Source organism: Dysosmobacter segnis, assembly GCF_014297285.1.
GTDB lineage: Bacteria > Bacillota > Clostridia > Oscillospirales > Oscillospiraceae > Oscillibacter > Oscillibacter segnis.
In genome coordinates, this window is sequence record NZ_JACOQI010000005.1 from 56600 (window position 1) to 80801 (window position 24202).

26 protein-coding genes are annotated in these 24202 nt (G+C 50.6%); 9 read left to right on the forward strand and 17 right to left on the reverse strand.

Annotation, left to right across the window (positions count from 1 at the left end; genetic code table 11):
- The first annotated feature begins 1 nt into the window (after position 1).
- The 8 genes from H8Z83_RS06845 to H8Z83_RS06880 all read left to right on the forward strand — a co-directional run bounded on the left by H8Z83_RS06845 (position 2) and on the right by H8Z83_RS06880 (position 6137).
- Positions 2-367 (forward strand): DUF4186 domain-containing protein, encoded by a 366-nt coding sequence (locus tag H8Z83_RS06845; RefSeq protein ID WP_147561719.1) that lies wholly within the window; start codon positions 2-4, stop codon positions 365-367.
- 21 nt (positions 368-388) lie between these two features.
- Positions 389-748 carry a YccF domain-containing protein gene (locus H8Z83_RS06850; protein ID WP_108979790.1) on the forward strand — a complete coding sequence of 120 codons (360 nt, stop codon included), beginning with the start codon at positions 389-391 and terminating at the stop codon, positions 746-748.
- 102 nt (positions 749-850) lie between these two features.
- Positions 851-2077 carry a hypothetical protein gene (locus H8Z83_RS06855; RefSeq protein ID WP_207732013.1) on the forward strand — a complete coding sequence of 409 codons (1227 nt, stop codon included), beginning with the start codon at positions 851-853 and terminating at the stop codon, positions 2075-2077.
- Positions 2078-2112: 35 nt separating this feature from the next.
- Positions 2113-3108: an O-acetyl-ADP-ribose deacetylase gene (locus H8Z83_RS06860; protein WP_187014355.1), complete on the forward strand. Its 996-nt coding sequence runs from the start codon at positions 2113-2115 to the stop codon at positions 3106-3108.
- Between the two features lie 74 nt (positions 3109-3182).
- Positions 3183-3401, forward strand: coding sequence for a hypothetical protein (locus H8Z83_RS06865; protein WP_118625497.1), 219 nt, complete (start codon positions 3183-3185; stop codon positions 3399-3401).
- Positions 3402-3543: 142 nt separating this feature from the next.
- Positions 3544-4200, forward strand: a complete 657-nt coding sequence (locus H8Z83_RS06870; protein ID WP_187014356.1) for a vWA domain-containing protein — start codon at positions 3544-3546, stop codon at positions 4198-4200.
- Between the two features lie 179 nt (positions 4201-4379).
- On the forward strand, positions 4380-5225 hold the full coding sequence (locus H8Z83_RS06875) for a HipA domain-containing protein (protein WP_187014357.1): 846 nt from the start codon (positions 4380-4382) through the stop codon (positions 5223-5225).
- Between the two features lie 18 nt (positions 5226-5243).
- Positions 5244-6137 carry a recombinase family protein gene (locus H8Z83_RS06880; RefSeq protein WP_187014358.1) on the forward strand — a complete coding sequence of 298 codons (894 nt, stop codon included), beginning with the start codon at positions 5244-5246 and terminating at the stop codon, positions 6135-6137.
- 51 nt (positions 6138-6188) lie between these two features.
- Here the strand turns inward: H8Z83_RS06880 and H8Z83_RS06885 are convergent, their stop codons facing one another.
- Both H8Z83_RS06885 and H8Z83_RS06890 read right to left on the reverse strand, forming a co-directional pair.
- Positions 6189-6443, reverse strand: a complete 255-nt coding sequence (locus tag H8Z83_RS06885) for a hypothetical protein (protein WP_187014359.1) — start codon at positions 6441-6443, stop codon at positions 6189-6191.
- 149 nt (positions 6444-6592) lie between these two features.
- Positions 6593-7006, reverse strand: coding sequence for a hypothetical protein (locus H8Z83_RS06890; protein WP_187014360.1), 414 nt, complete (start codon positions 7004-7006; stop codon positions 6593-6595).
- Between the two features lie 122 nt (positions 7007-7128).
- Between H8Z83_RS06890 and H8Z83_RS06895 the strand changes: the two genes are divergently transcribed.
- Positions 7129-7476, forward strand: coding sequence for a helix-turn-helix domain-containing protein (locus H8Z83_RS06895; protein WP_306797507.1), 348 nt, complete (start codon positions 7129-7131; stop codon positions 7474-7476).
- 383 nt (positions 7477-7859) lie between these two features.
- Here the strand turns inward: H8Z83_RS06895 and H8Z83_RS06900 are convergent, their stop codons facing one another.
- The 15 genes from H8Z83_RS06900 to H8Z83_RS06970 all read right to left on the reverse strand — a co-directional run bounded on the left by H8Z83_RS06900 (position 7860) and on the right by H8Z83_RS06970 (position 24121).
- Entirely contained in the window at positions 7860-8501 is a 642-nt protein-coding gene (locus H8Z83_RS06900) for a hypothetical protein (protein WP_187014362.1), read from the reverse strand.
- A 129-nt stretch (positions 8502-8630) separates the two neighbouring features.
- The gene (locus H8Z83_RS06905) at positions 8631-10025 is read right to left on the reverse strand and encodes an NYN domain-containing protein (protein ID WP_148337167.1); all 1395 of its coding nucleotides are present in this window, start codon (positions 10023-10025) and stop codon (positions 8631-8633) included.
- Positions 10026-10134: 109 nt separating this feature from the next.
- Positions 10135-10743 (reverse strand): hypothetical protein, encoded by a 609-nt coding sequence (locus H8Z83_RS06910; protein ID WP_187014363.1) that lies wholly within the window; start codon positions 10741-10743, stop codon positions 10135-10137.
- Positions 10744-10851: 108 nt separating this feature from the next.
- Positions 10852-11100 carry a hypothetical protein gene (locus H8Z83_RS06915; RefSeq protein ID WP_147561742.1) on the reverse strand — a complete coding sequence of 83 codons (249 nt, stop codon included), beginning with the start codon at positions 11098-11100 and terminating at the stop codon, positions 10852-10854.
- Positions 11072-11305 (reverse strand): hypothetical protein, encoded by a 234-nt coding sequence (locus tag H8Z83_RS06920; RefSeq protein WP_108979805.1) that lies wholly within the window; start codon positions 11303-11305, stop codon positions 11072-11074. The genes H8Z83_RS06915 and H8Z83_RS06920 overlap by 29 nt, the downstream gene beginning before the upstream one ends.
- 63 nt (positions 11306-11368) lie before the next feature.
- Positions 11369-11734 (reverse strand): hypothetical protein, encoded by a 366-nt coding sequence (locus tag H8Z83_RS06925; protein ID WP_147561744.1) that lies wholly within the window; start codon positions 11732-11734, stop codon positions 11369-11371.
- Between the two features lie 88 nt (positions 11735-11822).
- Positions 11823-16508: a SpaA isopeptide-forming pilin-related protein gene (locus H8Z83_RS06930; RefSeq protein ID WP_187014364.1), complete on the reverse strand. Its 4686-nt coding sequence runs from the start codon at positions 16506-16508 to the stop codon at positions 11823-11825.
- A gap of 127 nt (positions 16509-16635) precedes the next feature.
- Positions 16636-17412 (reverse strand): CAP domain-containing protein, encoded by a 777-nt coding sequence (locus H8Z83_RS06935; RefSeq protein ID WP_187014365.1) that lies wholly within the window; start codon positions 17410-17412, stop codon positions 16636-16638.
- A gap of 51 nt (positions 17413-17463) precedes the next feature.
- Positions 17464-17658: a hypothetical protein gene (locus tag H8Z83_RS06940; RefSeq protein ID WP_119347376.1), complete on the reverse strand. Its 195-nt coding sequence runs from the start codon at positions 17656-17658 to the stop codon at positions 17464-17466.
- Positions 17659-17675: 17 nt separating this feature from the next.
- Positions 17676-18461 (reverse strand): class D sortase, encoded by a 786-nt coding sequence (locus H8Z83_RS06945; protein ID WP_187014366.1) that lies wholly within the window; start codon positions 18459-18461, stop codon positions 17676-17678.
- A 1-nt stretch (position 18462) separates the two neighbouring features.
- Positions 18463-19599: a hypothetical protein gene (locus H8Z83_RS06950; protein ID WP_187014367.1), complete on the reverse strand. Its 1137-nt coding sequence runs from the start codon at positions 19597-19599 to the stop codon at positions 18463-18465.
- A gap of 28 nt (positions 19600-19627) precedes the next feature.
- Positions 19628-20074: a hypothetical protein gene (locus tag H8Z83_RS06955; RefSeq protein ID WP_147561756.1), complete on the reverse strand. Its 447-nt coding sequence runs from the start codon at positions 20072-20074 to the stop codon at positions 19628-19630.
- A gap of 4 nt (positions 20075-20078) precedes the next feature.
- Entirely contained in the window at positions 20079-21065 is a 987-nt protein-coding gene (locus H8Z83_RS06960) for a hypothetical protein (protein WP_147561758.1), read from the reverse strand.
- Positions 21066-21081: 16 nt separating this feature from the next.
- On the reverse strand, positions 21082-23010 hold the full coding sequence (locus H8Z83_RS06965) for a VirD4-like conjugal transfer protein, CD1115 family (RefSeq protein WP_147561760.1): 1929 nt from the start codon (positions 23008-23010) through the stop codon (positions 21082-21084).
- Positions 22979-24121 carry a hypothetical protein gene (locus H8Z83_RS06970; protein WP_147561762.1) on the reverse strand — a complete coding sequence of 381 codons (1143 nt, stop codon included), beginning with the start codon at positions 24119-24121 and terminating at the stop codon, positions 22979-22981. The genes H8Z83_RS06965 and H8Z83_RS06970 overlap by 32 nt, the downstream gene beginning before the upstream one ends.
- Between the last annotated feature and the right edge of the window lie 81 nt (positions 24122-24202).

Below are 24202 nucleotides of genomic sequence, written 5' to 3' on the forward strand. Positions count from 1 at the left end.
CATGTCAACCATTGAGCAAACACTTTTACGCCTACAACAGTCTGCTTTCCGCGCAAAGTTCCATTTGAGTGAAAAGGACAGGCAGTACATAATGGGCAAGGGCATGGAAACCATTCAGCATCATGCGGCCGACTTCATCCGAATGCGGCTTGCGCCGGCGATCATCCCAAATGACGGCAAACAGACACCGATGCGCGGGCATCCAGTGTTTATTGCCCAGCATGCCTGCGCCTGCTGCTGTCGCAGCTGCTTAAACAAGTGGTATCATGTTCCGATAGGGCGTGAGCTGACGGAGGATGAGCAGAAACGCATCGTGAGGTTGCTGATGGCATGGATCGAGCGACAGCTTGCAACGGATGCGAAATAGCGAGAAATTGAGGTGACAACTATGTCTACGATTGGAAATATTCTTTGGTTCCTATTTGGAGGATTGATCGGCGGGCTTGCCTGGGTACTGGCCGGCTGTCTTTGGTGCATCACCATCATCGGCATACCCGTTGGCCTGCAATGCTTCAAATTCGCAAGTCTCGCCTTTTTCCCGTTTGGGAAAGAAGTTGTGTATGGCGGTGGAGGCTTTTCCTTCCTCGTCAACCTAATTTGGATCATTTTCTTTGGCCTTGAGATGGCAATCGGATACTGCATTCTGGGCTGTCTCTGGTGCATCACGATCCTTGGCATTCCAATCGGAAAGCAATGCTTCAAAATGGCCAAGCTGTCTTTAATGCCCTTCGGGGCATCGGTCGTGTAAAGCAATATTGTATGCGACCGCTCCCACATGGCCTTTTTCCAATCCGCGAAAAAAGCAACGACTCTAATGAGAACACTCTCAATCGATTGAGGAGGATAAGACATGGGAGAGATCATCAATACGAATACCGCTATAGAGACTCAGCCTGGCGGTGATACGGGGGCATTATTGGATATTACCCAAAGCCTCTTGGCGGATGCAAGGACTGCTCTGAACAGCAGCGGTGTGTTAAGCGTTCCTATTGCGGAACTCTCTACGCTTGGTGCTGGAGTCTCTTCGCTCATCCCTGCGTTGAATACTGTTACGCAGACGACGAGCATCGCAGCGGATGGACTCTATACGATAGCCAACGCTGGTGTCGGTGATGTACTGAAAGCGGCAAAGAACGGAAACTTCTGGGCCTCACTCAAAACTGCGGATGGAGCGTCTAAAATGGTTCAGCTGCAGGAAGCAGGAGCAATTACCGCTACCACACAGACAGCGGCAGCATTCAATCCCGCCACTATGATGATGGCGGTCGCACTATTCTCAATCGAACAGGAACTTGAGGAAATTGAGGATATGCAGAGGCAGATCATCTCGTTCCTTGAAATCGAAAAGGAATCTGAGATAGAAGCGGATGTTGAAAGTCTCATGAGCATCATCAAAAAGTATAAGGACAACTGGGACAATGAACGTTTTGTCAGCGGCAATCATAATCAAGTCCTTACCTACCAGAATCGCGCACGCAAAAACATGCTTGGTTATCAGAAGAAGATCGTTGAGTCGATTGGGAAGAAGCCGCATATCGTCACACAGGCTGGCGTAAAGCAGGCGTTCGCCTCTTTGGAGAAGGAATTCAAATACTATCGCTTGTCCCTTTATACATTCTCACTGTCGTCTCTCATGGAGGTCATGCTCAGCGGCAATTTCAAAGAATCCTATATTTCTGGGATTCGGGATGAACTGCAGCAGATGTCGGACGCTTACCGCGATTTGTTTGAGGAGAGCTCACACTATTTAGAGAAGCTGAGTAACTCAGCAGTAGATGCTAATGTCATGAAAGGTATCGGCACGGCAGGAAATGCAGTCGGGAAATTCATTGGAAGTATCCCTCTTGTAAAAGAGGGGCCAGTTGATGAATTCCTTCAGGATGGCGGGATACACTTGAAGAAGAGTGCTCTCGATATGGAAAAGGATGCCGTACACCGGTTCGCTTCCATAGGCAATCCTGGCACACGGATGTTCATGGAAAAGATGGATGAGATGATCCAGATCTATAACCGTACCGAGCTAATCTGCTTCGATGATAAAAAGATATATCTATTGCCAAAGAAGCTCGCCGTTTGATCACTCAAAAGGCAGCTATCACAGGAGGTCCATTTATGCCGCTCCAGATCGTAAGAAATGACATCACAAAAATGAAGGTTGACGCGATCGCCAATGCCGCAAACAGTTCCCTCTTGGGTGGTGGCGGCGTAGATGGCTGCATTCATCGTGCCGCCGGCCCGGAACTCCTGGCCGAATGTGAAATGCTCAATGGATGCAAAACTGGTAGTGCTAAGATAACAAAGGGATATAAGCTGCCATGCAAATATGTGATCCATGCGGTAGGCCCTCGCTGGTGCGGTGGGCAGTATGGGGAGCATGACAAGCTTGTCTCGTGCTACCAGACGTCACTCGCGCTCGCAAAGGAGCATGGTTGCGAGTCGGTCGCATTCCCTCTGATCTCTTCGGGAATCTTCGGCTATCCAAAGGATGAGGCACTCAAAGTAGCTATCGACACGATCAGCAGTTTTCTGCTTGAAAATGATATGATGGTTTACATCGTCATCTTCGATCGCAAGGCGTATCAGATCAGCAGCAAGTTGTTTGCGGACATCAACGCCTACATAGACGACCGATATGTCGAAGAGCATCGAGACAGCTATGCTGAGCGGATCAGCCGGCTGCGTAGCCTTGCAGCGGAAGAGAGCTGCCCTATCCCTGCTGCACCTATGGTAGCAAAGGCAGCTTCCCTAGACGATGCTCTGAAGCAGATCGACGAGAGCTTTTCCGAGATGCTGCTTCGTAAGATTGATGAATGTGGTATGACGGATGCAGAGTGCTATAAAAAGGCCAACATTGATCGAAAGCTGTTCTCAAAGATTCGGTCGGATAAGCTCTATCGGCCATCAAAGCCTACTGTGATTGCCTTTGCGCTTGCACTCGAATTGCCGCTTGACGAATTGAAGGATATGCTCTCGAAAGCAGGATTTGCCCTGTCGCACTCCAGCAAATTCGACATCATCGTGGAGTATTTTGTCGAGCGAGGGAACTACAACGTGTTTGAGATCAATGAGGCGCTGTTTGCATTCGATCAAAGCCTGATTGGCGCATAATAGTTATCAGTTGCTGCGACTTTTCGTCGGTGGAACTCTGATTGATATGCTATCTTTTCCGGAGGTGTGCTGCGATGGAACAAAAAGAGCTTGAGTATCTGCGTCAGGTAGAAGATCATGCTTCACGGACAGGCTGGGTGTCTCCGTTGACTCGTGAGGACAAAGAGTATTTTGCCTATTTGCGTCAGGTCAGTAAGCGGTATAACATCGACATGTCCAAGGCAAATCGACTGGAATACAATTTCGTGATTCGTGTTGCAGAGAGCGAGTTTTACGCACATCACACATCCTGAGAAATCCAGAGGCGCAAGCATCCTTGCTTGCGCCTTTCATTGAATTGTCGCTTAACAAGCGACCAAATGAAGCGAATATCAAAGTAAGATATGGCTGTAAGGTGAAACACCAAACAGCCATAATTTATTGGAGGTATTTGCAATGAATAAGAATCTGACTGAGATCGTCTTTATCCTTGACCGCAGCGGTTCCATGAGTGGACTTGAGTCCGACACAATCGGCGGCTTCAACGCCATGATTGAAAAGCAGAAGAAAGCTCCCGGCGAAGCGCTGGTCTCCACCATCCTCTTTGACAATGTCAGCGAAGTGATCCATGACCGCGTTAATATCCGAGACATCAAGCCCATGACTGATAGGGAGTATTGTGTGCGCGGCTGCACCGCCTTGCTGGATGCGATTGGAGGCGCAATCCACCACATCGGCAACGTCCACAAGTATGCGCGAGAGGAAGATGTTCCGGCGCACACCCTGTTCGTCATCACGACGGATGGAATGGAAAATGCGAGTCGTCGCTATGATAGCGCTCGTGTTAAGCAGATGATCGAGCATGAGAAGAGCAAGTATGGTTGGGAATTCCTGTTCCTCGGCGCCAATATTGACGCCGTCGAGACGGCAAAGCATTTTGGTATTAGTGAAGACCGCGCGGTCAATTACCACTCCGACAGCGTGGGGACAAGGCTGAACTATGAAGTGGTCAGCTGCGCGATTACAAGCATGAGAAGCGGAGCTCCTATGAGTGCCGATTGGAAAGCGCCAATTGAAGCGGACTATAAGACCCGGAAGGGTGAAAAAGACTAACCGCATCGATTTCGACACGGTTAGTACTACCTCCTAAGCCGCACCATTTACATGGTGCGGCTTTTTCATTTGATTCACACTCGCCGGCTTATGAGCGTATCAAAATATATATCAGCTCTATTGACACTTTCGCTCGTTGTGGATATAATAATGGTGAAGATCAAAATCGGAGGTCTATCATGAGAGATTACAGCAAGTACGAAAAGACACCCGTGTTATTCTCTGGGGCAGAAAAGAAGTTCGAAATCATTATTGACGGGTATCGTTATATCGTCAAGTTTCAGAAAAATTCCGAAGTGGGCTTGATCTTCAATTATGTTTCTGAGTATTTGGGAAGCCATATTTTTCAACTACTTGGCATTCCCGTACAGGAAACCTTCCTTGGCACTTATGAGGGCAAAAATGTAGTCGTTATGAAAAATTTCTTAGAGCCCGAAGATGATCTTGTTGCCTTCAACGGTGTCGGCGAAAGCTCGCTGGAAAGGGACAAAGAGCTCTATCAGTACACTTATGAAGATATTACCGCAATGTTGCGCGAGAATATGAAGTCAACAAATGTCGAGGAGACAATCGACCGTTTCTGGGATATGTTCATCGTGGATGCTTTGATCGGCAATTTTGACCGGCATGGTGGGAACTGGGGCTTCATTAAGAAAGATAATCAATACCGGATCGCCCCGGTATATGACAATGGCTCAAGCCTCTACCCGAAGCTGAATACGGACGAGAAGCTGGAGGCCGTACTCTCCTCCGGGGAAGAAATTGACCAACGGATCTATAAGTTCCCAACCTCACACATCAAGGTGAAGAATCGCAAAAGTTCCTATTTTGAAGTGATCAGCAGCTTGCAATTCGAGGCTTGCAATGATGCCCTAAAGCGAATTGTTCCTCGCATTGATTTTAATCAAATCAATACTCTTATTGACGAAGTGGAAGGGATCTCAGAGGTGCGTAAGCGTTTCTATAAAGTCATGCTGCAGCAACGATATGAAAAGATCCTTATGTACGCATATCGCCAGTTGTGACATGGAAAGGAGTGGCTCATGAGGCCTGTTACGCATGATTACCAAAGCCTAAACGAATATACGCTTCCCCTGCAGGGAAAGCCCTATTACCGCAGCAGCGGCATAATCTATGCCGTGGACCGCAACGGCAATAAGTATGCTGTGGGGCGAGTTGATCTTGAGCGCTTTGATGATCAGAACTTCCAGTATGTTTTCACTCCTGAATGGAGTGTAATCGATACCCTGCCGTCCTCCATTTTCCAGGGTATTCCCGGGCTGGATATGTCCATGCGGCTTGAGCGATATTATCGTGTTAATATGACGCCGTACTTCATTTCTGAGCGTACCCCCAGCGAAAGTCGAGAAGATCTCTGGGAACTACTTGAAGCAGTTGGTCTGGATTACTATGATCGCTTTGAGTGGCTGCTCCGGACGGATATGCGCTGTGGTACCGATAACCTGATCGTTGAGCGGGCGGAAGTCGCTCGTACTATCACATTTGAATCGATCAACAGCCTGCCGCCCGATCTCCAGCCAGCCGACCTTGTTTCGATTCAGGGATTTCAAAGTATCGCGAAGACCAGCCGCCAGCTCAGAAAGATTCTCCTTCAGATTTTGAGGAGTGGCGCTCATATCTGGGATGAAACAGACTCGCACCAGCTCTCTGAAGAGGAGTGCAGTCTGCTACTAAACCTGCTCATGGTTCAGGAATCGATGGAAGCGAAGCAGAATAAGCAGCGTCACCAGGAAGGTGTCGCACAGGCAAAGAACAACGGAAAATACGCTGGTCGGAAGAAGATTGTGGTCGATCCAAATCTGTTCCGCCAAATCGCCGAGGATTTCCGCAACCATAAAGTAACGGAAGTAGAAGCCATGCATCGCACCGGTATCCGTTCGAGATCAACATTCTACAGGCGCCTGAAAGAGATATAGACTAAGAAACGAGAGGGTTCCCGCACATTGCTGCAGGAATCCTCTCTATAGTTAATACAATGTCCACCAGTAGTCAAAAAGGCGCCGATAGTAGTTCCCCTTTCTGGGCAGATCCTGACAGTTCCGGAACTTTCGGCTGGTTTCCTGTTTCATCCACCGCTGGCAATTACTGTTCTTGGGATACTTGATGTACTTCCCTGAATGGAGCAGCGTGTTACCCTCAAAGCCGTAATCGATATAACCGGCATGAGGCACATACCTTCTTGTGACAATGCGCATGAGCGCGTCATTCTTGCGGATGCGCATTTCTCTTCGATACGCAGAGCCAGTTCGTCTGGATGGTTGCCTGGTAGCTGACTCAGTCAGCAAATTCTCGATCTTCTTGTTTAACTCGATTTCGGTCATAGGCTTTACCGTTTGGCACAGTTCTTGTGATGGGACAAATACCATACCAGCTACCGCGCTGCTTCGCATGTTGCTCCTTTTGCGCTTTCTTGCTCTGCTTCTTGAGTGGTATCATCTGTTTCATTGGTGAGAACACCTCCATTGTCTCGAACGGTTTGGACTTTCTTTTTGAGATCCGCGCAGAATGTAAGGTAGTCAGGATACCCGAACAGGAGCATCTTGTTGGGCAATTCACGGATCGCTGCCAGGAAAGCATCGACATCACGCTTGCGGCACTTGCACATGATGACGCGATAGGGAGCATCCGGGCACACGAACTCAGGGCCGAACCCAACTCTGACCTGATGCTTGATAAAAAGCTGGTCTGCAAGGTAATCCGCTGTATCGATGATTGCGAAGTAGTTGTGGAAGAATGAGAACTTTTCAATCGTCCAGCAGCAGAATTCATTGTATTCTCGACTCACGATTGGACCTCCTTATGTGACAGTTTCTTTACAAAATCGCGTTTGCTCTTGCTTTTTGAAGGTGCTTCCAGTATTCTGGAATACTCCCGTTTGGGAAGACTCTTTAGATGGAGGCGATTGCCATGAACACGAAGCAGTTTCCGGTCATTGATCCGATTGCGACCGGAAAGAACATCATCCGCCTTCGCGTCGAGCGCGGGATGAGTGTCCGCGACCTGCAGGCTTACTTCGGTTTTGAAGAGCCACAGGCGATCTACAAATGGCAGCAAGGAAAGAGCCTGCCTTCCGTAGATAATCTGTATGCTCTCGGTGCGTTGTTTGAAGTACCTATGGAGGACATCCTAGTATCTCGGACATCACAACTGAATCTGATTATTTGTGAGCAGCAGGCCGAAGCCTGCTGCTCGCCTCTATTTATGGGAGAACTGCTCCGACTATCACGGATACGGCAGAGAGCCAAGATCGCTTAGACCATTTTTGCCAAGGCCATGCGCTTACTGGCTCCCTGAGGAGCGAGGGTAGCATGCCTCGACGTATGAACGGCTCAAAGGCCAGCAATATCAAGATAGGAAATCTATCTATATCCAACAGAATAGGGAGATGTGAGGTGGCAAGGTCGAGATTCGGCGGTAACGTATTCACGATATGGTGAAACAGCGTTGGGCGCTGATGGATAGGAAGACGGTTCGTAGCATCCGTTAACGAGACGGATCATGTCTTCTTTTGGAGCTCAGAATCAACCGAGCGGATTTTTTAATTTGCAGCACTATAGTTCGTCTGCAACTGAACCGGTCGCCACGTTCTCTTCTTCTGCCGCATCCGTGATAGTTGGAGCAAAGTCGCAAAGGCTTGGTCAGCTCAATGCGGACATATGCGCTTCAAAAGCCTCTGCGAAAGTCTCGTTCACATCGAACGGAGCTTCATACTCCACCGGGGTGTTAACTAACGCAACATCCAGAGTGGCAGAGGTCTCATCGGACTTCTTGCTCAGATCAGCGCACATCTTCCGGATCTTATTGCGATCGAAATTGATGGTGGTCACACGCTTGACATCGCAGCGGTAGGAGACCTGATTTCCCTCGTTATTGAACCGATAGCCGACTCCCCCGTTAGAGATCAAAACCTCGCCATTGCGCAGGCCGGCCATGTGACGGAGCAGAGTGGCAATCTCCTGGCGCTTCCCATTGAGGCTCACTTCACCATCCAGGCCAGCGCCAAGAGGAAGAGATACCTTCGCCTGATGGATTGCGGCGCTCAACTTTTCCCGCTCGTCCAGGAGGAACAGCAGGAACTCTGCCATCTCGGTGATATTCTCGCTATACTCGGTGGAGGGGGCCTCCATAGTGACCTCATCCTCCGCCTCTGCCATGACCTTGTGGCGGAGATAGGTGTTCTGCACCTTGGTGATATTGCCGTTGTTGCCGAGGATGCTCTGCGCATCGGTCATCATGGACTGCAGCTTATTCTGAAAGCGGAACGCTTCTTTGAGATTCATATCGCTCACTCCTTGTTCTTGTCGTTGATATCATGATAACCTTGTTTTTTGAAGTTGTCATTGAACTGCTGGTTTAATAGCAACAAAATAGAACGAGAGGGTCAAAGCCTCTCGTTCCAATATGCGGGACTATTTTCCAAGCACGATCGTTGCTTCCCCGTTGGGAGAGATATCAACATGCATGGTTTTAATGTACTTGTCATAAAATTGGTTCTTCTCTGCGGTCGTCATGTCAGCTCTGGTCGCCCTACAGGCCTCATCCAGAATATCTCGAACATTAAGGTGAAATGCCTGGTCGAGTTTCTGGCGAACCTCGCGAAGTACTGCCGCAACCTTGATATCATTACTGTTACCAGTACAAAAATCGTCGATATAGCAATAAGAAATGCCGGCATTGATCAACGCATTTTTGATGGTCGGACTGCATTTCTCGCTTTCTACCATCACGAAGAACCGAACCTCAGGCATTGCCGAAATCAGACCCCAATAGTCGGAGTCGCTGGATACAAGAATGAACGAGTCCACATTGTTCTGATAATACTCACGGCAGGTCCCGGTGGTCAAACGAATGTCAACAAGTGACTTGTTTTCTTTGATGCGTTCGATCAGGACATGCTCAATTGGAATTTGGGTGAAGCGCTCCAAAATCTTCCACGCCGATGTGGTATGAATATCATCATAGAGGATGATTTTACAAATCTTATTGAGTAGTGCTTCCTGATTAAGATTGTTCAAGGTTGCGTACAGTTTGTAGGGATCGGAGTTTTCACAATCCACCACAACGACGACGCGCTCACTCTTGTCCAGGAACTTGTATATACCAGCCTTTGTGAGGTTACCGGCATCAGACACTTTGCTCAAGTCTGTGAAATAATCCTCATTGGCTTCATATAGAAGCGAAACAAACTTCTTGTCATTGTAGAGGATGTTGCCAGAGTCCATGTAGGACCAATTGATATAGACTTGGTACGGGTACTTATTTTTGTTGGCGTAATAATCTGCCGCTGCTGCCTTGATGCCCTTCTTGTTGAGGCCATCCGGCATGAGGAAGAGCTTCCGGACATATTCCCACTTCAGCCATAATGGAAACAGCGACTTGCAGTTGTTAATGCGGTTGCTGATATGCTTATTGATATCTACAATATACTCGGCAGGCAAAGCTCTGGATCTAACAATCGTAATACCATCCTGCAAGAGTTCGTTCAGGCTATCCTGCGGAACATACTCTGGAAGCGAGTGGAGATTGCACATATCGAAACGCATACGGTTATTGATGGCTTTAAAATTGAGTTCCAAAGCCGTTCGAATCATGCAGAGGTTGCGCACGATGCGGGCATTCTTGTCTGCGTGTAATTTCTCATACCATTCCATCTTTGGTGGTTCATATTCGTTTTCAAAAATGCGCTTTTGGACTCCGATTAAATAAGCCACCTTCGAAACAACAGTATAAGTACTGTTCTCATAGTCAGTATATGCTTTTCTCGGGTTCCGAGTCGCTGTATCATCGTATGCCTGGTTATTCATAAAAGCCCCCTATTCCACGGGTCACGGTACAGCTAAATACTGCAAAAACTGATGTTTTCTTGCGCTTAGAATACCATATTCAAGGGCTTCTGTCCATTGGTGCCGACAATTAACTGACCGAGATATTGGTCTGCCCCTCGTTTTCCCATTCAAATAGTGCAGGAAGTGCGCGAGGTGCGTAGTCACGGGATCGCGTTCCCGCAATTCTGGGAGATGGGTCATTTTCTATGAATCGATCCGGGGCCTGCTCCAGAATATAATCGATCCAAGCGATTGCATTCTTGCACTTGCGCCGGCGCACACGGGCATCGTGCAGAAGTTTATAGAGTTGGTATCCATGTGAGGCATCCAGGTTATAGAACTCCGCTGCGTGCTCGATGTCTTCAATCTCCAGCTCCGCCTTCCGCTGGCCGGTCACCAGTGTTTCTCTCTGGCATTGGATGGTGTGAATGAAATCACTGAAATTCTTCAGCCGTGTCAGGTAGAATTCAGGCGTCAGTAGCTCCAGTTGCAGATCAGGATTTTTGGGATCGGGGTTTGAGATGAAGATAACCTTATACTTCAGGTTTTTCATCGCCTTTGGCAGCAAAGAGCAGTATTTCTCTGCCGTCTTCTTATTGTTGAATGTATGCGCGCGATCGATATAGGCAGTGGTGATCATCTGATTGTTGCCGATAATCTCCACATAGCTTTTTCCATTGCTGATAATCCAGGGCATATTTGATCCTCCTTCGTCCGAATAGAAATAGTGGGCACACATGATGGAAATGCCAGTTCTGGGTGTTTGGTTGAACATGTCCTCCTATGCAATATTGATATAGAGCCATCAGGTGGTTCTAAGGGCGCGTAGGAGTTGTGCACGAGCCACCTGCGCAGTCTGCTGTTTCACTCCAGCTTTCAAGTATTCAATGGCATCATTCCACTGGAAAAGTGTGTATTCTGCTGCATCAAAAGTCTCAAGAAATGCTGCTAAACGGGATCGACCGTCAGTGGACAGGAACCGCAGGTAAGAGAGGTATTGTACTTTCATGAAGGTTGCTGCTTCATCAAGTAGACATGGAGTGTGATTGGTCATATCGGAGTTCCTCTTGCAGATGCAACGAGGTCGCACCCTCTTTCTTTTCATTTGTGCCATATAGTTGGGAGGCATCGAAGTGATCGCAGCGAAACATCGTACCATCGGACATATAGATTTCCGCTCTGCCATCGGATTCCATCTCCACACGGATAATGTAGCTGGTGTTGACAATCGCGATACCAAGGTTGATAAATCTGCCCATGTTTGATATTCCTCCACTTGTTTTGGAATAGAAGGCCGCTGCCGGAGCAGCGGCCTTCGTTATTTACTTGGTTGGAACGAATCCGGTAAAACCGGTATGGCCTTTATTGGCGATTCGCTCGATGTCTTTGTCCGTTGCAAAGACGAAAGGCTCAATTTTGCCGTCAGACATCAGCATCACAAAAGCGCAGGGGCAGATTTCGCTGTCGCCATCATCATCCAGATAGACAGCGCTGACGCCCTGGCAAGGGATGATGGCACGAATGGAGTTGTAGTCATTGACTTCGTCGTGAAGGTCGATCTCACTGTGGAAGTGCTGACCATCTTTGGTGAGGATGATGCATCCGCCATCTTCCTTGGGAATGATGCGGGCGATCATGTCGCTGTTCAGCAGCTCACCTTTGGTACCAATAGGTAAAAACTTGCTCATGATAATACTCTCCTCATGTTCAAAAGATCAGCCCCGAAGCGTAAGCTCCGGGGCTGGCGGGGGTTATAGGAAACGACCTCTCTCGAGATCAATATCCGGTCTTCGGCAGCGGCGTGGTATTGAAGCGACGGACGGTAGTGACCCAGGTGGTCTTTGCCGTCTGCCACTCATTGAGATACTGGCCCCCAACATCGGCACGATTGATGATTTGGTAGCCATTGCTCACGGTACCAAGCACCTGCACACGCATGGTAGGCTTCACAACAGAAGAGAAGCCGCTGGGCACCGTGCCAAACTCGAAGCGGACATCGGTAACATACTCGCCCTGCACGAGCCGCAGCGTAGCGGCATTCAGGCTCAGGGAATAGTTGTTGGAGGTCAGCAGGTTACTGGCCAAAGTCCGGTAGTCATTGAGATTGGTCTTAAAGGTGACCTTATAGTACAGGCGCGCATTGTAGGTACCCGTGCTGATGCTGAGCGCACGCGTCGCATCCGTAGGAATGCGATCATGCCAGAAGAAGTGGTTGAGCACGACATTGGAGGTATTGGCAATACCGGAGAAGTCATAGCTCATGGTCTGACCGGACTGCACTTCATAGTTGCCGCTCTTCTTGATGGTCACGCCTAGGGTCGCGGGCTTATTGTAGGCGGAGAGTTTGATGATCTGACTGGGATACTCGATCTCAGCTTCCATCTTCTCGCCACTCAGCTGATAATACTTCGGTGCGGACACCTCCGTCACGAAGTAGCGGCCAAGAGGCAGGGGGCCAGAAGCGGCAACGCCACGCGCGTCTGTCACGATATAGCCAACAACCTTGCCAGAGCGGGCCTGCGTGATCTCAAACACAGCGCCTTCCAACGGGGTGCCAGCAAGCTGACCTGTGACGGTGTTGTCTTCCGAGCTATACTTCCGGATCTGGATCTGACCCGTCACAGCACTATTCTCCCACTCGATCTGTGCGCATTTACCACGTTCGACATAGACGGTCTTATACTGCTCATCGCGAATATAGCCATCCGCCGCCTCCAGTTCACGCAGGTAGTACTTTCCGGGTACCAGCTCATCATCAATGTAGATGTAGCCGTCCTGATCCGTTGTGTACTCGCCGATCGGGTTCTTCCCAGAATCATAGAGCACGAACTTGACACCATAAATGCCTGCACCAGTCGCTGCATCGATCTTGTGGATCATGATAGAGGCCATGCGCTGGTTGGTGATCTCTACCGTCGTAGTCTCGCCATCCTTGACGCATGCATTGACGGGCGTAGTATCGAGTGCGTATCCGTCTTTCGCCTTGCGCTCAACGATGGTATACCAGCCACTCTCTGCGTTGGGGATGCTGATGACGCCGTCGCGGTCGGTGGTATAGGTCCCGAGGATTTCACCATTGATTTTGCGAATCTCGAACTTGACACCACCGAGCCGCTCTCCGGTGTCCTCATCGGACTTGATAATCTGCAGGCCGCCCGCAGGGACGTTATATACGATCAGAGTCTGAAGATCGTCGGGGTTAACAACGATGGTCTGGCTTCTTGTGGCTTCGTCGATGGTGTAGCCAGGGATCGTTTTCACTTCCGTCACAACAAGTGTGCCGACAATATCTCTGATGAGGATCTCGCCATTTGCGTCAGTCATATAAAGGCCGTTGGAAGAGAGCTTACCGCCCTCATCTGCCACAAAGCTGCCATCGCTGTAGGTGATGCGGAACTGAACCCCTTCCAGAGGCTTCTTCGTGACGCTATCAAGCTTAATGATTCGAAGCCCACCGAGCGGTTGGTTGCGAAATTCCAGCGTAATCATCTCGTTGGATTTGACCTTGACCGTCTGAGGAGTATCATCCAGCAGATAGCCATCCTTGGCGCGCGTTTCTTTGATGATAAGCGTCGTGCCAGGGGCAATGTCGGTAATGGTGAAGGTACCAGTACTATCGGTAATGAACTTGCCATTGGCATTCCCAATGAAATTGCCGTCAGAATCGGTCACGAGGAACTCAACATCAGAGATTGGTTCATTCGTTGCAGCGTCCACCTTTTTCACCAAAACGCCACCCTTAGGCTGATTACGGAACTCCACCGTGATGACTTCGTTGGACTTAACCTTGACCGTCTGAGGGGTATCGTCCAGGATATAACCATCCTTGGCACGAGTTTCCTTGATGACGAGTGTGGTGTCGGGAGCAACATCCGTAATGGTAAAAGTACCTGCGCTGTCCGTCACATATTTGCCGTTGGCATTGCCGATGAAGTTTCCATCGGGGTCGGTCACGAGGAACTCAACATCGGAGATCGGTTCGTTCGTTGCAGCATCGACCTTTCGAACTAGCACGCCGCCCTTGGGCTGGTTGCGGAACTCCAGCGTCATGACAGAGTTTCGCTTGATCTTGATGCTCTGCGGGGTATCGTCGAGGATATAGCCATCCTTGGCGCGCACCTCTTTTACAATGACCGTCATGCCAGGAGTCAGGCCGTCAATACGGATAGTACCTGCGCTGTCGGTCACGTAGCGGCCATTCGCCGTACCGATTACACTTCCGTCCGAGTCGGTCACAAGGAACTCCACATCGGAAATGGGAGCGCCGGTCACGGCGTCCTTTTTGACGATGAGGAGGGAACCCATCTTATCATTGGCGAAGGTCACGGTGATCACGTCCTGATCCTTGCCAGAGAGATAAACGGTTTCCGTGGCGTCGGTGATGACGTACCCGTCCGGCGCGGAGATCTCCTCGCAGACATAAGTGCCTGCGGCGAGGCCTGTTAAAATGGCGGTCCCGTTTTGCGAGGTTTTGATCTCTCCGACCACAGTACCGCCAGTGCCGGAGGTGCCGCCGAGGTAGCGGACGCGGAACCATGCGCCCTCCAACGGCTGGCCGCTCTCGCTGTCCACCTTGCGGATGATGATGGCGGAAAGGGGCGTGTTCTCGAAGGTCAGGACTTTACTCTCACCACCGGAGATGAAGCATTCCTGTGTGGCAGGCTCCTTAATGGCATACCCGGACGCCGGCTCCAATTCCGTTACTTTGTACCAGCCATCTTTTACTTCGGGGAGAATGATCTTTCCGCTTGCGTCAGAAAAGTAGGTGCCGAGGTCGTTGAGCTCGCCGGTGTCGGTGTGGTTGCTGCCATACCAGATCTGGAACTTGGCACCCTTGACGGGATCACCGGTGACGCTATCCAACTTGCGGATTTCCAGACTGGGCTTGAGAGCGTTGAAGAAGGTGACGGTAGAGGTTTCGCCGGGCTTCAATGCCACTTCCTGCGGGATGGGGCAGAGAATGACATGGTTGGGAACATTGATCTCCGTTACTTTGAATGTGCCAACAGGAACAGAGTCGAGGAAAATCCGCCCATGGTTATCGGTCGTGGCGCTGGTAGAAAAGCTGCCGTCGATCTGCTCGATACGGAAAGTGACGCCCTCGATAGGCTCTCCGTTGGCAATGTTTTTCTTCAAAACTTCAAGTCCGGGCTTTTCGTAGTCCACAAAGGTGACCTCGGAGGTTTTACCGGGGCGCAGCGCCACGGTCTGCTCCGTATTGCTCACAATGTACGGCTCTGGCACAGATTCTTCCCGTACTACATAAACATCTGCAGGAATGGCCGAGAGCGTTGCGGAACCGTCCGTGCCGGTAGTAACGGACGTGGAGAAGTTGCCCGTGACAGACTTAATGGAGAACACCGTCCCGGCAATCGGCTTGCCGCTCATGGCGTCGCGCTTGATGATCTTCATATTGGGCAGTGCGTAATTTTCTGCCACAATGGTATACTGCTTGTCGCCATCAGTGGTATCGACATAGACGCTGAGGGGCGTGGAGTCCGCACAGAAGCCCTCCGGGGCCTCAACCTCAACAAAGGACCACAGGCCTTCTGTGACATTCTTGACTTCAATGATGCCGCCATTCATCGTCACATCACTACCAACGATCTGACCGTCGCGGTAGACGTTAAATTTAGCGCCGTCCAGGCCGCGGGTGGTGCCGGCGGCTACCTTTTTTAAAGTAATGTCAGCGTCACCCGCAGGCGGCTGATCCGGTTCATCGCCAGGAGTGTTGGTAACCAGCTTTCTCGGCGCGTAGTAGTTAAAGAAAGACTGTCGGCCCTTGACACTGGACTTTGCGTAGACCGCCCATTTGGCAGCATCATCTTCGACAACGGTAGCGACGATGCCCTGAGCAGCGTATTCTTCGATCTGCTTCTGGAATTCTGCGTCTTCCTTGGCCTTCTGGTTCAACATCCAATCGATATAGCCCATGTACATTTCATAGGTATCAGCGTTGGCGTAACCACCGCCATCGATGTCACCATCGCCCTCACCCTTGAAGGTCTGGTGATCCCACACATACGTCTGCGCAGCCATAAAAAGGCTGCCGGGGATGTCACCCTTATAGTCCGAAATGAACGTCATCATCCATTTGAAGTTTTCAAGCTGCTGGGCATCCAGTTCACCCATGCCGCTCTGCGCCAGCGCCGTTTTCAGCACGGTATCCGCGTCCGCTCCGGTGGCGGAGGTATAGGTGTAGCTGTTCAGAAAGCTGGCAGTGCCCCAGCGGTAGCCGTAGCCGCGGTCAAGGCAGTACAACAGCTTGCCTGCGGCCATGGGAGGCTTATAGCTGTAGGGAGTGCCGTCATGGAGAAGCCGCGTTGTCCAATAATTCGTGTTGCTGGTGGGTTTAATGCCTGTGCCCGTACTGGTTGCAGCGAATGCTGTGGTTGGAAACAGGCTGAGAATTGTCATAATCAGCAAGAATGCTGAGACAAGTCTGGTTTTGATTGATTTCATAAGAGATCTCCTTCATTTGTAACACAAGAAAAGCAGGTTGAGTTTCCTCAACCTGCTTCGTCGAATGATTCACTTTTCGAACTGACCATTTTGGAATGGATTGATCCACCGCAGAGGCAATCATTGATTAGCCTATTGCGGGAACGTCCACCCATGTGACCTCGCATCCGTCTACGAGGAAGACCTGCACACAGTACCAACACGCCAAGCCATTACTGTCCGTGCCACGCGCTAAACCAACGCCAATCTCGCCGTAGCGAGCATTCAGCATGTTATCCGCATGGCCCTTGGAATTCGACCAAAGATTGACGACGGCATCAGATAAAGTCTTGTGCTGTTGTTCGAGGTACAGTTCTGTGATGCAGTGGATGTTTTCGCCGGTGCGTCGGCTATCTGTAACGGTATTGCTTCTGCGTCCATCGGGGCGAGTGTGAGAATAAGCACCACTAGCCGCCATCTCATCTGCGCGGACTTGAGCCGCATCCATCAGAAGGTTATTAACCTTCAATACAGCAACTCCCTTATTAAGCCGCAGGGTGTTGGTACGGGTAACGACATCCTTCTTTATGGCATCAACATCAGTCTGGTGGAGTTGGCCACTTGTCTTCTCTCCCTCTTGCTTTGTAGGCGCAATCCCAGTATAGGGCTTGTCCGATTCGACCTGGACGCATTTGGCAGTATCATCCCAAAAGACGTTAAAACCGACAGCCTGGCCAATATCACGCAATTTCACATAATTGTGGCCGTTGATCACATACGCCTCCATGGGGGTAAGTGTGCCATCCACAAAAATCTGATTGTTGCTGAGATCGGCAAGAATGCCGGAAGCGTATGCAACGCTGCCGCCAAACATGACTGCGCCGACAACCATGCCGGAAAGGAATGAAATGAAACGCTTTTTCATGTGAGTCACCTCGTAGAAGATAGTTTTCCAGCCACTCTCTACGCATGTTCTTCAGCCGACTTTCTGATTCGAGCAGGCTGCGATGCCTGCCATGAGGATATCCGCTTTGGAGAGTTTGTGTTCACTCAAAAGCTGACGCATCTCCTCATAAGCGGAGCGCGGCAGAAGCATATGGACGGTTACGGTAGCTTCTGCGGGAATGGATCGGGTGCGATTCTCACGATTGCGAGGCTTTTTACTATTCATGGTTTTCCTCCAATGGTTTATCGAATCTCTACGGCCTGCACACACAGGCGCAGAGAGGGCTGGTTAGCAATACAGGTGATCAGGGTGATGCGATTATCTCCCATCTCATTGAGGTAAGAGAAATCGGTGTAGGAGATCGCACCAACGAATGTCACTTTGTAGGTCTTCGTGCCGATTGCGGTCTTGTACTTAACAATGTCCCCAACCTTCACATTCTTCAGCTTTCCGAAGTAGGGATGGTTCCCTCTGTTGTGGCCGAACAAGCCAACATTCCCGGTGTAGAGGCCGGAAGAACTGTAATGACCGGCGCCCTTAGACATGGAACTGTCGGTGGCGCCTTCATACACTTTGCAATTCAGCCCGACACGGTCAATGGAGACTTGGCCGATACTGCCATCGCTCTGCTTGAGATCGTTCAAGGTGACAGAGGGTTCATACGGCATCACGATCGTACCACCGTCGGAGATGATACTGGAACTACCGAAGTCGGACTCCGGGTACTGCGTATTCGAGCTGCTCCCGCCAAAGCCGTACTGTGTGTTGCCATTCAGGTAGGGATTATTGAGGGAGCTTTCCAGAAATTCCTGACTGAGTCCGTATTGGATCTCAGGGATGTCGTAATCGATCTGATTGCGTGAGCCGTAACGATACTCAGCGTCGTAGAGATCCTCGTAGTTCGTGCTGCCGTAATAGACAGGGTCAGGAGAGGTTTTGAAGGAATAGTCTGCGGCACTAACGAAAGTCACCATGCCGAGTGCCATACTCAGCGCACAGCACAAGGTCAAAAGTCGTTTGAGCTTCATATTAAGGTTCCTCCTCATAATTGGATTCACCTTCCTGAGAGCCAATATCGACTTTGAACCAGTACGAACCGTTGACCTCACCAACGGTGTGCTCGACAGTATTGTCATAGCAACGGATGGCGATGGTCTGGCCGAAGAGCTTCTTTGCGACTGCCTGATCCACTTCGATTGCAATCACACCTTCAGGAATATCCTTCAAGCGGTCAATACGCAGCTCGGGATTCTTGGCCTTCAGATGAAGCCGGCCGCATTTTTCATATTCGTTGCCTTTGCCTGTTGCTTTGTAGACTGTAGTATTCTTACGAAGCGTGAGGCCGAGGAACAACAGTGCGGCCAAAAGAGCGGTTCCGCCGATAATGGAGATCACCAAGACCGCACCTTTGAAGGTGGGTTCCGCTTTCGTCGGTTCAATCTTGGTGCCCAGGTAGGTTACGGTATAGAGAATGCTGGAAATACCAGAGGATACGACAGTGCCTTTGTATTCGGCGGTCGTAATATAGCCAGTTGCGACGGTAGAACTGGCAGAGCCCGAATAGGTGGCTACCGCAGAGTAAGTTGCCGGGACGAGCTCATCGCCGACCAAAGCAGTACTCTCAACGCTCCAAGTTACATTGGAGAGGCTCAAAGTTCTGCCATTCTTCTCTACAGTCTTATCGATGTAGGAAGAATCATTTCGGTCGAGGCCGGTGTAGTTCTTGGTTGCGGTGACAGTGTAAGAGCTGCTCTTGTAGCCGGCTGCCTCCGTCTTGATCGTGCTATGGTCCAGAGACAGAGTACCGGAAGAAATGCCATCGTCGAACTCGATCGTGGGCTTCAGCTCTGCGAGGATATCTTCGAGGTTCTTACTGGCAGTTGTGACAGTGACGACCTCAGTGTGCAGATTCTCTTCCTGAAAGTGCTGCTCTTCTTTGATGATGTCACCCATGGAGTACAGGAATCCATCATGCTCGAAGTCCTCTTCATAGAGATCAGCAGGGTCCTGGTCGGGCAGGAGCGTATAGGTCTTGATCGAGAGCTGCTGCCCGTTGAGATTCTGATAGGTCACATCGTCCGGAATGTACGATGCTGCACTTGCTCCCACCGTCATGGACATGGCAACGACGAGAACAAGCACCAAGGAAGTGATTTTTTCCTTCATGGATCTTGATCCTTTCTGTTCGTGGGTGTCATGCGACCGGGTTAGTCGGATGATCACCGGTAGTAAGGCGGCCTTTGCCGCGCTTGTATTCGCTGATGCATTCTTTCAGCATGGCGAGGAGGTCTTCGTAGGTCAGATTCATCGAAAGCCAGAGGCATTGCCGGAACATGTAGATCATGCTGTCATCTGCCAGGAAGACGGAGTGCCAACCTGTGACCGAGTCCAGATTCAGTTCGTTCGCAACGCCATACATCTGGTCGGCATTGATGTCTGCGAACAGGATCTTATCAGCGACAATGATGGACATGATGGGATAGCTTCGAATCATGGAGACAAGGACGACGCAGTCAATCTCGTCGTCCTTGTGGATGGCGACATAGGTGTCACCATGCTGCTCCACAATGTTGAGGCAGGACCGGATGACCTCCCTGCAGTGAGCGTCAAGAGCATCTCGGCTGCTGGGAGAGTATTTCATAAGGTTACCTCAATCTGGTATGGCGTTTGATGATTCTGGTGATGAAGCCCAGCGCAATGCCGTTTTCCTCATCGACTCCGGTGACACGGAAGCTGACCGTATCCAGTCTGCTGGGCATGTCGATGGAACGATAGAGCTTAGTCTTGGCATTGACGCCCACCTGAAGGCGGACGAAGAACACGCGGTCTTTCACGCCGGTAACGACACCGAAATAGTTGGAGTTGGGAGTGATCTTCTCCAGGGCTGCCCGATCGGGATTCTCAGATGCCTCTTTGATGGAGAGGGTGACCGAATAGACATCCCGCTCCTCGTTGTAAGAAACATCCATGACCCTGGCAACGACCAGATCGCCGGTGGAGTGCAGATCCGCAATGTCAGAGAACCATTCCCAGGAGACATTGCGGGCATAGATCTCAGTATCCACACCGCAAGCCTCCACCGTCATGGTGTTGTTGCCGACACCCAGAACACGGCACGCCATCAGGATACCGGGCTTTACACGGCCGGTGGCATAGTACCGCTTCTGACGCTGCAGCATGGCCGCCTTACGGGAACCAACTGCCGCACGATTGCGGATATCCACGGCCGCTGGGATGAAGTCTATGGTCGCACCCAGCATACGCCCGATCTGGATTCTGACAGATCGAGGAATGGGATCCTCTTCAGGCCATTCCGTCAACACCATCTCACGAATGGGGATCAGGATGCGGAGGCCTTCAAAATCAACCGGGCAAACAGGAAGACCATTCTCGGTCTGAATAATGCCGCTGCTGACGATGCCGGTCAGGATCTGCTGCCTGCGCGCTGCGCCGGCAAGATAGCCCCACTTGGCGTCTTCGCTATCCTCACGGGTAACGCCACGCTCCAGATCATTGAGTTCAAGCAGGTCATCACTGCCTTGACGCCGGGGCGCCTGAGGCGGCACAGGTTCAGAAACAACCGGTTCCTGAACGACCTCTTCAACAGCTTCAGTTACTTTCTTCTTAGGCATTTCTTCTGCTCCTTTCCTAGAAGATGTCATCCGCATTCACAACCTCGCGCTCAGTGTTACGGGCTGGCTTCGCAGGTGGTTTCTTCTGCCGATTGCCGCTGCCCTTTTCCACAGGGGTGGCCATGGATGAGGATGGTGAAGGGCCGGTTGCAGATACAGAAGAAGCCTGGCTGGTCTTCCAGTCAGGCTCATGCAGGATCGCTTTGCGGCTCTTCAGCTTTTTATAGTCCGGATGCAGGGAGTAGTCATAGCGCTTGGCTCGCATGACTTTCTGACCTCGAATGAAGATCAGAACTTGATCCGGGGGTAAACGCAGGACCTCATCAGGGGTAAGCAGTTGACGCCGGCCAAGTGAGTTGGTCTTGCGGAATCTTGGTGTGTAGTTGGTGATGTGCATGGTATTGAGTTCCCGCATTGTACCCTCCACTTCAACAGAAGCGGTACCAATGCGATCACTGAAGTACTCCGCCGTAAGCATATCGGTACAACCCAAAAACACCGTGGAGTCACAGGCACCGAGGATCTCCTGCCATTGGTCATCAGGGTATCGGTTGCGCATCTGACCTACATTTTGGAAGAATACGGCTACCGAGCATCCGCGTGACCGGATGGTAGAGCACTTTTTGGTGAAGTCAGGGATCAGGCAGCAGTTCGGAAATTCATCTAGCACGAACTTGACCTTAGTGCTCAGCATACCGCCTTCGCAGTATCCATCTGCATAGCGAATCAGGCGGATAAATAGAAAGCTGAAGAATAGAGAGCTGAGAAAATCAAAGGTACTGTCCTGGTCGGACACAATGCAGAAGTAGGCACACTTTTGCTTTCCCGGAAGTTCCAGATCGATCTCGTTATAGGAAGTGATGTTCCGCACCTGCTGCGCCTGCAGTACGGCCAGCTTGCTGCCTAGGCCAATGATGACACTGGTTCGAACCGTATCGCTGGACTGCTTGAAGATGGCGTAAGGTGCGGCTGCAGGGGATGGCGGAAGAAGCTCGCCGGTGTATTGGTTCACATGCTCATGGCTGATACTGGCCATGATGTCGGACAGGCCCTTCTCCGTCTGTGTATAGAGCAGATCGTAGACTGTAGCCAGGTTGCGTTGCTCCGGGGGCATTTCCAACGCCACATACAGTACCAACGCTTTTAGCAGGTTGAGCTCAGCGTTGTACCAGAAAGCATCTTTCGAGTCTCCGCTGGTGTTTTGCAGTACGATGTCGGCGAAGGTCTGAGCCATCAGTTCGCTGGAACCAACTTCGTTGAGGCAGTTCCACGAATCACTATGATCCATTTCAATCAGGTTGAAGACCTTAACTGTGTATCCATTGTCTCGAAGGTATTCGCTCATGGATTCATACAGTTCAGATTTTGGATCGGTAAGGATCAGGCTCTCACCACGCTTCACCGCCTGGAGGACCAGATTTCGGGATATGGATCTGGATTTGCCTGTGCCCGACGAGCCACATACGGCGAGGTTGGAATTGAGGCGTGTGTTTTTGGGGAGTGTGAGGATTTGACCATCAGGCAACATGCCAAGGATGTCCTGCTCGGTCTTCTTCGCACTTGTCACATCAAAGCAGGCGCTTGCCTCCTTCGGTGACATGAAGCTCGCTGTGCCGTAGCTACCAGAGCTTGAGACAGTGAGATTCCGATCGGAATCGGTGACTCCGTTTTGGCCCCATCCGATCCGGAGTCCAAAAATGCAGATGAGTACAATTCCCACCACTACCACACCGATGGCAATCAGGCCTTCTGGAAAGTGGAATATGGATCGAAAGACATCTGCAAGCTCCAGGGATGGGAGACCTGGGGAGACGCTATAGTCACTGCCGGCCGCCTTCCATGCGTTGATGTTGATCATGAACTGGGCGATAATGCCGGCAATATACAACACGCATGGGATCAGGACAGCAAGGCTAAGGGTTATTTTCAGTTTTCTTCTTTCCATGGTTATTCATGCTTTCTACTGGACGCACTTCGATGGCCGGCCCGACAATTCCCTGAACCGTTTGAGTCTGGTAGTCGAAGCAGAGCATAATGGGGCTTCCACGGAATCCTTCTGGGATCGGACGGATATCCGATAGTTTCAGGAGATCACATTGATAATTCAGAATGACCGGTTTGTCGTGCTGGACATCGATGGCGTCATACTCACGGTTGGGAGTTCGTGGGGGGTGGTAAGGTGCAAGGATGGCCTGGTTCAGTTCCAGCGCCATGTCCGGATTGAGGATGATTTTCATTAGAGAATCACCATCGGGGTTGTTGGTTAGGAAGAGACACTGGGCGAAGAATGTGGAAACTACAAAGTACTTGTTGCCAAATGGTTTTGCACTGTGGCATAGGCGCTGCGCCACGCTCATAGTAGAGCCGATCACGACCTGATGGATCGTGGTGACGCCAAAGCCTCTAGCCAGAAGTAAGCTCTTCACAGCTGCGGCGTAGTTCTCCTCACTGTTCTTCATCCAGTACATCCGTGTGCTACCGGTGAAGTAGAGGAAATAACAATGCTTCCCCTTGACCACAATACCAATCGTGCGGGAACTCTTGGAAACGGATTCCGGTGAGTACTCCTCGATGGCGACTCGCAGTTCGTGGGACGCATAGTAGTAACACTGGGTTGGATCTGGGGTGATTGTGTTTGAGGTGCGCTTTGCCGGGGACATCAGGGATGGCTTTTGTGAGATCAAAATCTCTGCATCGGCCGCATGGGCCATGACCGTGCCCACGGCGATAGCGTGAAGTCTCAGGATTTTATCGACTTTTGATGGGTACACGCGCTCGGAACAATTGATTCGAGAATAGATCATGGCCACTGCCTCAGGATCACTCTGCGCCACATAATCAAATCCCTTCTGCGTTAAGCTCAGAGACCGGATTACATGCCGCTTATGTTTCCTGCGGTAGCACTTCACATAGCCCTCTCGAATCGCCCGATACATCACTCTGCGATTCCACTCAGCACCACCACCGATGCGAACCGCCAACTGCGTCGGAAACTCAATACAGTACCCAACAAACCACAGCAGTTCAAGCAACCGATCGTTCTTGCAAGTAATCATAGGCACTCCAATCTTGAAAACAGTAAGGCTGCCGACAGGCTGCCCGAGGCTGCGGCATGCATTGCCGAAGTTGCGCAGAAA

Coding starts and splice junctions, on each gene's coding strand:
- H8Z83_RS06845 (WP_147561719.1), top strand. CDS start 2: ATGTCAACCATTGAGCAAACACTTTTACGCCTACAACAGTCTGCTTTC.
- H8Z83_RS06850 (WP_108979790.1), top strand. CDS start 389: ATGTCTACGATTGGAAATATTCTTTGGTTCCTATTTGGAGGATTGATC.
- H8Z83_RS06855 (WP_207732013.1), top strand. CDS start 851: ATGGGAGAGATCATCAATACGAATACCGCTATAGAGACTCAGCCTGGC.
- H8Z83_RS06860 (WP_187014355.1), top strand. CDS start 2,113: ATGCCGCTCCAGATCGTAAGAAATGACATCACAAAAATGAAGGTTGAC.
- H8Z83_RS06865 (WP_118625497.1), top strand. CDS start 3,183: ATGGAACAAAAAGAGCTTGAGTATCTGCGTCAGGTAGAAGATCATGCT.
- H8Z83_RS06870 (WP_187014356.1), top strand. CDS start 3,544: ATGAATAAGAATCTGACTGAGATCGTCTTTATCCTTGACCGCAGCGGT.
- H8Z83_RS06875 (WP_187014357.1), top strand. CDS start 4,380: ATGAGAGATTACAGCAAGTACGAAAAGACACCCGTGTTATTCTCTGGG.
- H8Z83_RS06880 (WP_187014358.1), top strand. CDS start 5,244: ATGAGGCCTGTTACGCATGATTACCAAAGCCTAAACGAATATACGCTT.
- H8Z83_RS06885 (WP_187014359.1), bottom strand. CDS start 6,443: ATGCGCATCCGCAAGAATGACGCGCTCATGCGCATTGTCACAAGAAGG.
- H8Z83_RS06895 (WP_306797507.1), top strand. CDS start 7,129: ATGAACACGAAGCAGTTTCCGGTCATTGATCCGATTGCGACCGGAAAG.
- H8Z83_RS06900 (WP_187014362.1), bottom strand. CDS start 8,501: ATGAATCTCAAAGAAGCGTTCCGCTTTCAGAATAAGCTGCAGTCCATG.
- H8Z83_RS06905 (WP_148337167.1), bottom strand. CDS start 10,025: ATGAATAACCAGGCATACGATGATACAGCGACTCGGAACCCGAGAAAA.
- H8Z83_RS06910 (WP_187014363.1), bottom strand. CDS start 10,743: ATGCCCTGGATTATCAGCAATGGAAAAAGCTATGTGGAGATTATCGGC.
- H8Z83_RS06915 (WP_147561742.1), bottom strand. CDS start 11,100: ATGACCAATCACACTCCATGTCTACTTGATGAAGCAGCAACCTTCATG.
- H8Z83_RS06920 (WP_108979805.1), bottom strand. CDS start 11,305: ATGGGCAGATTTATCAACCTTGGTATCGCGATTGTCAACACCAGCTAC.
- H8Z83_RS06925 (WP_147561744.1), bottom strand. CDS start 11,734: ATGAGCAAGTTTTTACCTATTGGTACCAAAGGTGAGCTGCTGAACAGC.
- H8Z83_RS06930 (WP_187014364.1), bottom strand. CDS start 16,508: ATGAAATCAATCAAAACCAGACTTGTCTCAGCATTCTTGCTGATTATG.
- H8Z83_RS06935 (WP_187014365.1), bottom strand. CDS start 17,412: ATGAAAAAGCGTTTCATTTCATTCCTTTCCGGCATGGTTGTCGGCGCA.
- H8Z83_RS06940 (WP_119347376.1), bottom strand. CDS start 17,658: ATGAATAGTAAAAAGCCTCGCAATCGTGAGAATCGCACCCGATCCATT.
- H8Z83_RS06945 (WP_187014366.1), bottom strand. CDS start 18,461: ATGAAGCTCAAACGACTTTTGACCTTGTGCTGTGCGCTGAGTATGGCA.
- H8Z83_RS06950 (WP_187014367.1), bottom strand. CDS start 19,599: ATGAAGGAAAAAATCACTTCCTTGGTGCTTGTTCTCGTCGTTGCCATG.
- H8Z83_RS06955 (WP_147561756.1), bottom strand. CDS start 20,074: ATGAAATACTCTCCCAGCAGCCGAGATGCTCTTGACGCTCACTGCAGG.
- H8Z83_RS06960 (WP_147561758.1), bottom strand. CDS start 21,065: ATGCCTAAGAAGAAAGTAACTGAAGCTGTTGAAGAGGTCGTTCAGGAA.
- H8Z83_RS06965 (WP_147561760.1), bottom strand. CDS start 23,010: ATGGAAAGAAGAAAACTGAAAATAACCCTTAGCCTTGCTGTCCTGATC.
- H8Z83_RS06970 (WP_147561762.1), bottom strand. CDS start 24,121: ATGATTACTTGCAAGAACGATCGGTTGCTTGAACTGCTGTGGTTTGTT.